The organism is Pseudomonas emilianonis (assembly GCF_023072625.1).
GTDB classification, from domain to species: domain Bacteria; phylum Pseudomonadota; class Gammaproteobacteria; order Pseudomonadales; family Pseudomonadaceae; genus Aquipseudomonas; species Aquipseudomonas paraveronii.
Map to the genome: position 1 here is coordinate 1 of NZ_JAKNRV010000279.1, position 7,021 is coordinate 7,021.

Here is a 7,021-nt window from a genome sequence, read left to right on the forward strand (position 1 = left end):
CAGCAGCTCGGCGGTTTCTGTGCGGCCGTGGCTTTCCACCACCCCGGCCAGCAGGTCGCGGCCCAGGGCGACTTCGCGTTGCGCTGCAGCGAGCATGGCGCAGGTCTTGCCCACCCCGGCGTTGGAGCCGAAGTAGATACGCAATTTGCCGCGCAAGGCGGCCTGTTCTTTCTGTTGCACCCACGCCAGCAGGGCGTCGGGGTCGGGGCGTTCGTCGTTTAAGGCGGGCATATTCTTCCTGATAAATGCGCTTCAAGTGTGGGAACGGGCAAGCCCGCTCCCACATTGGATTTTCGCTGCTACACCAAGCCCAATCCTGTCAGTAGCAGGTCGATGAGCTTGATCCCGGCAAACGGCACCAGTACTCCGCCCAGGCCATAGATCAGCAGGTTGCGATTGAGCAACGCCGCCGCGCCGATCGAGCGGTAAGTCACGCCACGCAGAGCCAGGGGGATCAGCGCAACAATGATCAGCGCGTTAAAAATCACCGCACTGAGAATCGCCGAGTTGGGGCTGGTCAGGTGCATCACGTTCAATGCGCCGAGCTGCGGATAGGTCGCGACAAACGCCGCCGGGATGATTGCAAAGTACTTCGCCACGTCGTTCGCCACGCTGAAGGTGGTGAGGGCGCCGCGCGTCATCAGCATCTGTTTGCCGACCTCGACCACTTCGATCAGCTTGGTCGGGTTGCTGTCGAGGTCGACCATGTTGCCGGCCTCTTTGGCGGCCTGGGTGCCGCTGTTCATCGCCACCGCCACGTCAGCCTGGGCCAGCGCCGGCGCGTCGTTGGTGCCGTCGCCGGTCATGGCCACGAGCTTGCCCTGGGCCTGGTAGTCGCGGATCAATTGCAGCTTGTCTTCCGGGCGGGCCTCGGCGAGGAAGTCATCCACGCCAGCCTCCACCGCAATGGCAGCGGCGGTCAGGCGGTTGTCGCCGGTGATCATCACGGTCTTGATGCCCATGCGCCGCAACTCGGCGAAGCGCTCCTTGATGCCGCCCTTGACCACGTCCTTGAGTTCCACCACGCCCAGCGCCTTGGCACCGTCGCTGACCACCAGCGGCGTGCTGCCGCGCCGCGCGACTTCATCGACCTTGGCCTGCAAGGCTGTCGGAAAACTGCCGCCCAAGGCCTCGATATGGCTGCGAATCGCGTCCGCCGCGCCCTTGCGAATCGCCCGGCCTTCGGGCAGGTCGACGCCGCTCATGCGGGTTTGCGCGGTGAAGTGGACAAAGCTGGCGCCGAGCTGGTTGATGTCCCGCGCGCGAATGTCGAACTTCTGTTTGGCCAGGACCACGATGCTGCGGCCTTCCGGGGTTTCATCGGCCAGGGACGCCAGTTGCGCGGCGTCCGCCAACTCGGCCTCTTTTATCCCTGGGGCCGGCAAAAAGCTGCTGGCCTGACGGTTGCCCAGGGTGATGGTGCCGGTCTTGTCCAGCAGCAACACGTCGACGTCGCCCGCCGCTTCGACCGCCCGCCCGGAGGTGGCGATGACATTGGCCGACATCATCCGGCTCATGCCCGCCACGCCGATGGCCGAGAGCAGGCCGCCGATGGTGGTGGGGATCAGGCACACCAGCAACGCCACCAGCACCGTGGCGCTGACCACGCTGCCGCTGCCGCTCATGGCCACGGCGAAGATCGAGTAAGGACTGAGCGTGGCGATCACCAACAGGAACAACAGGGTCAGGCCCACCAGCAGGATGTTCAGGGCCACTTCGTTCGGGGTCTTCTGGCGCTTGGCCGATTCGACCATCGAGATCATGCGGTCCAGAAACGACTCGCCGGGGTTGACGCTGATGCGCACCACCAGCCAGTCCGACAGCACGCGTGTGCCGCCGGTGACCGAGGAAAAGTCGCCACCGGCCTCGCGAATCACCGGCGCCGATTCGCCGGTGATCGCGCTTTCGTCCACCGACGCCACGCCTTCAATCACCACGCCATCCAGCGGCACCAAGTCGCCGGCTTCGATCAGCACCACGCTGTCCTTGCGCAGCAGGCTGGCTTCGAGCGGTAACCAGGCGCTGCCATGCTGGGGTTGTTGCAGCAACTTGGCCAACGTTTGGCGCTTCATCCCACGCAGACTGGCAGCCTGGGCGCGGCTGCGTCCTTCGGCCAGGGCCTCGGCGAAGTTGGCGAATAGCACGGTGAACCACAGCCACAAGGTAATGCTGAGGATAAAGCCGCTGGGCGCTTCACCCTGGCCACCCAGGGACTGGAACCACAGCAGGGTGGTGAGGATGCTGCCCAGGTAGACCACGAACATCACCGGGTTTTTCCATTGCGCCTGGGGCAGCAGTTTCTTCAGCGCATCCCCACACGCGGTGAGCACGATGGCGCGATCAAACAGAGGTAAACGAGCATTCTTCATGAGGGAAATCTCTTACTCACTGGCCGCAATAGGGGGCTGGCGCGATGGCAGGCGGGCGTCCAGCGCAAGGTTGAGTTGCAGCACATTGACCCGTGGTTCGCCGAGCAGGCCGAAGGTGCGCGCGCTGGTGTGTTGGTCGACCAGTTGCAGCAGCTCGGCTTCGGGGATTTGCCGCAAGCGCGCCACCCGTGGCAGTTGCAGCCGCGCATTGGCCAGCGAGATATGCGGGTCGAGGCCTGAAGCGGAAGCGGTGACCGCGTCCACCGGCACCTGGGCGTCAGCGGCCAGGCCGTTGTCCTGGCGATAGGCCTGGACGCGTGCGGCCACCTGGTCCAGCAGTTTCTGGCTGGTCGGCCCCAGGTTGCTGGCGCCGCTGGAACCGGCGTTGTACGGCTGCGACACGCTTTTGCTTGGGTCTTGCGGGTCGGCGCCGAGGGTCATGCTCGGGCGGCCATGGAAGTACTCCGGCCGGGTGAAGTGCTGGCCGATCAAGGCCGAGCCCATGACCAGGCCGTCGCGTTCAATCAGCGAGCCTCGGGCCTGAAACGGGAACACCAGCTGTGCGGTCACGGTGGTGAGCGCCGGGTAGGCGAACCCCGTCAACAGCATGAAAAACACCGCCGAAACCAGCACCGGGCGCAACAGCCCTTTGAATATCGATTGAGTTGTCATCCACGTGTCCTCAGTTGTACGTCTGGCCGGACAGCAACTGCAGTTGCTCCACCAGCGGGCCGAGCGCGAGCGCCGGCAAAAAGGTCAGGCCGCCGACCACCAGCACCACGAACACCACCAGCAGCATGAACAGCGGGGTCGCAGTGGGAATGGTGCCGGCACCGGCAGGTACGGTTTTCTTCATTGCCAGGGAACCGGCCACGGCGAGCATCGGCAGCAGGGTGAAGAAGCGCCCGATCAACATCGCCAGGCCGATGGTGGTGTTGAAGAACGGCGTATTCGCGTTCAAACCGGCGAAGGCCGAGCCGTTGTTGGCGGTGCCGGAGGTGTAGGCGTAGAGCACCTCGCTGAAACCGTGGGGGCCGAGGTTGTTGAGGCTGGCCATGGTGTCGGGCCACAGGGCGGCGAGGGCGGTGAAACCGAGGATGCTGATGGGGTGCGCGAGCACCGAGAGCATCACCAGTTTCATCTCCCGCGCCTCGATTTTCTTGCCGAGGAACTCGGGGCTGCGGCCGATCATCATGCCCACCAGGAACACCGTCAGCAGGGCGTATTGGATCAGGTTGATAAAGCCCACGCCGTCGCCGCCGAACACGCAGTTGAGCATCATCTGCGCCAGGGGCACGAAACCGCCCATGGGGGTCAGCGAGTCGTGCATGGTATTGACCGAGCCGGTGGTCGCCGCTGTGGTGGTGGCGATGAACAGGCTGCTGTCGGCGATGCCGAAGCGCAGCTCCTTGCCTTCCATGTTGCCGCCGCTTTGTTCCAGCGACAGGCTCTGGTTGGCGCCGGCCTGGGTCAGCAGCGGGTTGCCGTTTTGCTCGGCGCCGTAAACCAGGGCGAGGAAGCCGATGAACATCACCAGGAAGGTGCCGAAAAACACCCAGCCTTGGCGACGTTGCAACAGCATGCTGCCAAAGGTGTAGGTCAGCGCCGAAGGGATCAGCAACATGCTGAGGATGTGCAGGGCGTTGGTCAGCGGCGTCGGGTTTTCGAACGGGTGCGCAGCGTTCATGCTGAAGAAGCCGCCGCCGTTGGTGCCGATGTGCTTGATCGATTCAAAGCTGGCCACTGCGCCGACAATCAACTGTTGCTGCGCGCCTTCGAGCGTGGTGACCAGGGCCTGGGAGGCGAAGGTCTGCGGCATGCCCTGCCAGACATACACCAGCGCCATGCCCACGCACAGCGGCAGCATCACGCGGTAAAGCGTGCGGGTGAAGTCGACCCAGAAGTTGCCGATATCGCCCGAGCTGGAGCGGCTCAAACCGCGAATGAAGCCGGCCGCGGCGACCACCCCGGAGGTGGCGCCGACGCACATCAAAAAGGTGATGACCGCCATCTGGCTGAAGTTCGACAGGCTGGTCTCGCCCGAGTACGCCTGCCAGTTGGTGTTGGTAATAAAGGAAACGGTGGTGTTGAACGCCAGGTCCGGCGTTTGTGCGGCCAGCCCCAGCGGGTTGATCGGCATCACCGCCTGCAGGCGCAGGACCAAATAGCCCAGCAGCATCATCGCCGCGTTCGACAACAACAGCGCCGAACCGTAGCGGGCCCAGCCCATGGTTTCCCGTGGGTCAATGCCCAGCAGGCGATAGGTATAACGTTCCGGCAAGGCATGGTGAGCCCCGGTGAACACCCGGGTCAGCCATTTGCCCATCAGTACCGCGAGTCCCGTCATTACCCCCAGGACCAGCGCAAATTCCAGCAGCGTGCTTAACATGTCGTGGCTCCGTTCAAATCTTGCCCATGGCGACAATGGCCATGGCAGTCGCAACAAAAAACATCAGGGAAAGGCCAATAAACATCAGGTCGTACATGGCGAACTCCCTAGAATTTTTCTGCGCGAATAAGGGCGTAGCCCAAGTAAGCGAACAGCCCCACGGCGCAGAGGCCGCTGGCGATATAAATGAACGTGAGTGTGAGCACGGTGTAACTCCCCTGAATGAATAAGCCGCAATGGCGGACGCGGGGAGGTTAATCGCTGGGGTATCAAGCCCAGGCACTGATTACAGGCAGCGGTATTAAGACGGTATATAGGCGGGTTTATACGGGGCGAACGAAAAAAAGGGATAGCCCGCCGCCCGGGTATCCCTTGAAAAACTGGGGTTCTGCTGATGTTGACGCGCCGCTTATTTGGCTTTCTTTTTCTTCTCGCTGCGGGTAGCGAGGTGTTCGAAGCAAAACGCGGCGGTGCCGAAGAGCGCAATCATTGACAGGACGAGCATGCCTAAAGTTGAACTTTCCACGATGACTTCCTACGGGTGTTTGGGGGTAGGAAGTGACGGTAAAGTGTTCGGGCTTAGTGACTCAATAGAGGCAACGTAATCGTTATGGCGAATCGGCAAACTATACGAACTCTTTACGAAAAATAGTACAACACAGCATCGGCCTGATGTAATGAAATCTAAATGTGGGAGGGAGCAAGCCCCCTCCCACACAGCCCCCAACCTTACAAGTTGCGGCTATGTCGGTAATCGCTGACGGCTTCGTACACCGCTTTGCGCAACCGATTGATCCCACCGATGGGACGGTGCGCTTCCAGCCCGAACCACGGGTTGAAGGACTGGTTGTCGCATGCCAGGTTCAACGCCGGCGTATCGAAATCCTGAGCGGGGATCGTCACCTTGGCCACGGTTTCATAGGGCGCATCGCTTTCCTTCCATTCGATGCTGGTGTCTTCGATCGGCATGAATTTCTGCGGGTTCTGTCGCTGGATCTGCAGCACGAAACACGCTGGCACGCGGTCGGTGGACAGTTGCTGGTTCAGGGCGCTGCGCAGGAAGTTCGGCAGGTCCTGATTCTGCTTGGGCAGCACATAGTCCGGGCAGCTTAGCGGGTCGGGCGCGACGCGGAACTTGGCGTTGGCCGCACCGAACTTGTAGGGCGAGACGGAAAAGTACGTGGTCTGGGTCGGGCTGGCCGGTGCGGGGGCCAGGGTCGCCAGGGCGATGAACAGGTGGCGCACCTGCCAACTGCGGGGGTCGAGCTTGGGGAAAAACGCCAGGACTTTCTTGCCGTCCGCCTGGGCGCCGATGTTCTGCGCGTACTCGGCCACGTCGCTGACAAAGAAGTTCGGGTGGCTGAACATTACAAAGTCCTGCTCGGCCCGCGCTTGCTGGTCGGCGAGCAACTGTGTGCCCGGCACGTCGAGCAGCTTGATGGCCATGCCGCGCGCATCGCGGATGCTGTCGAATTGCGGGTAGGCGTTGCCGTTGGACAGCCGCATCATGGCTTGCCAGGTCTTGCCCGGTTCGGCAAAGACACCCTGGCGCAGTGCGGGGTCGAGGTCGGCCAGCACCTTGACTTCGGCCTTCACGCAACCGTGGGCCTTGGCATGGGCATCGCGTAGGTAACGCGTGCCTTCGCGGTGTTGGTCAACGATCCGCACTGCCGTCTGGATAATGCCTTGGGTCATTGCGGCTTCACCGGACGGAATCTGCTCGTCCGGCGATACCGCGCCGCTGTGCTGCCAGGCGTACCAGGCAGTGGCCGCCAGCCAGCCGAGCAGGCCAAGGGCCGCCAGCCATAACAGGGTTTTGCCGAGCACGGCGCCGAGGCGCAGCCACAGGCGAGCGAGCATCGACGGTTGCGGGTTGTGCGAGTGGATAATCATGGCAGTTGTTGCTCCAGCGGGCCGCCGAGGACTTTGAGGTATTCCAGCAGTGCCCAGCGTTCCTGCGGCAACAAGCCGCGGCCGATGACGCCGTTGCCACGTTGGCCAGCGCGGAATTCATGGCCGCTGTTGTGGTTGCCGGTGATGCGCGTATCGAACAGGAAGGCATTGTTGAACGCGCCGGTCTCAAAGCCCAGGTGGCGCGGGTCGTAGTTGAAGGTGCCTTTATAGAAGGTGGTGTTGCGCTCGTCCTGGGGCGAGAGCAACTGGTAAATCGTCGGCACCGAGCCGTTGTGCAAAAACGGCGGGGTGGCCCACACGCCGGCCAGCGGCCGCGCTTTGTAGGCGCGCAACTCGCGCACGCCGATGG

The 7,021-nt window shown here is 62.7% G+C and carries 6 protein-coding genes and 1 pseudogene; all 7 read right to left on the bottom strand.

What is annotated here, in order from left to right; genetic code table 11:
• Positions 1-231: pseudogene (locus L9Z73_RS22270) on the bottom strand (sensor histidine kinase KdpD); the annotation flags it as partial.
• Positions 232-299: 68 nt separating this feature from the next.
• Positions 300-2,369 carry a potassium-transporting ATPase subunit KdpB gene (kdpB, locus tag L9Z73_RS22275; protein ID WP_247405543.1) on the bottom strand — a complete coding sequence of 690 codons (2,070 nt, stop codon included), beginning with the start codon at positions 2,367-2,369 and terminating at the stop codon, positions 300-302.
• 12 nt (positions 2,370-2,381) lie between these two features.
• A complete protein-coding gene (gene kdpC / locus L9Z73_RS22280) occupies positions 2,382-3,041 on the bottom strand; it encodes a K(+)-transporting ATPase subunit C (protein ID WP_247405546.1) in 660 nt (219 codons plus the stop codon).
• A 10-nt stretch (positions 3,042-3,051) separates the two neighbouring features.
• Positions 3,052-4,758 carry a potassium-transporting ATPase subunit KdpA gene (gene kdpA, locus L9Z73_RS22285; protein WP_247405548.1) on the bottom strand — a complete coding sequence of 569 codons (1,707 nt, stop codon included), beginning with the start codon at positions 4,756-4,758 and terminating at the stop codon, positions 3,052-3,054.
• Positions 4,759-4,865: 107 nt separating this feature from the next.
• Complete coding sequence (gene kdpF / locus L9Z73_RS22290) at positions 4,866-4,964, bottom strand: K(+)-transporting ATPase subunit F (RefSeq protein WP_074851717.1); 99 nt, start codon at positions 4,962-4,964, stop codon at positions 4,866-4,868.
• A 523-nt stretch (positions 4,965-5,487) separates the two neighbouring features.
• A complete protein-coding gene (locus L9Z73_RS22295; RefSeq protein ID WP_430624306.1) occupies positions 5,488-6,618 on the bottom strand; it encodes a catalase family protein in 1,131 nt (376 codons plus the stop codon).
• Positions 6,619-6,647: 29 nt separating this feature from the next.
• Positions 6,648-7,021, bottom strand: a 374-nt coding sequence (locus tag L9Z73_RS22300; protein WP_247405552.1) for a di-heme-cytochrome C peroxidase, incomplete at its 5' end; no start/stop codon positions are given.

What these genes read in the sequence shown, in the direction of transcription:
- kdpB (WP_247405543.1), bottom strand. Translation starts at nt 2,369, where the DNA reads ATGAAGAATGCTCGTTTACCTCTGTTTGATCGCGCCATCGTGCTCACC.
- kdpA (WP_247405548.1), bottom strand. Translation starts at nt 4,758, where the DNA reads ATGTTAAGCACGCTGCTGGAATTTGCGCTGGTCCTGGGGGTAATGACG.
- kdpC (WP_247405546.1), bottom strand. Translation starts at nt 3,041, where the DNA reads ATGACAACTCAATCGATATTCAAAGGGCTGTTGCGCCCGGTGCTGGTT.
- L9Z73_RS22295 (WP_430624306.1), bottom strand. Translation starts at nt 6,618, where the DNA reads ATGCTCGCTCGCCTGTGGCTGCGCCTCGGCGCCGTGCTCGGCAAAACC.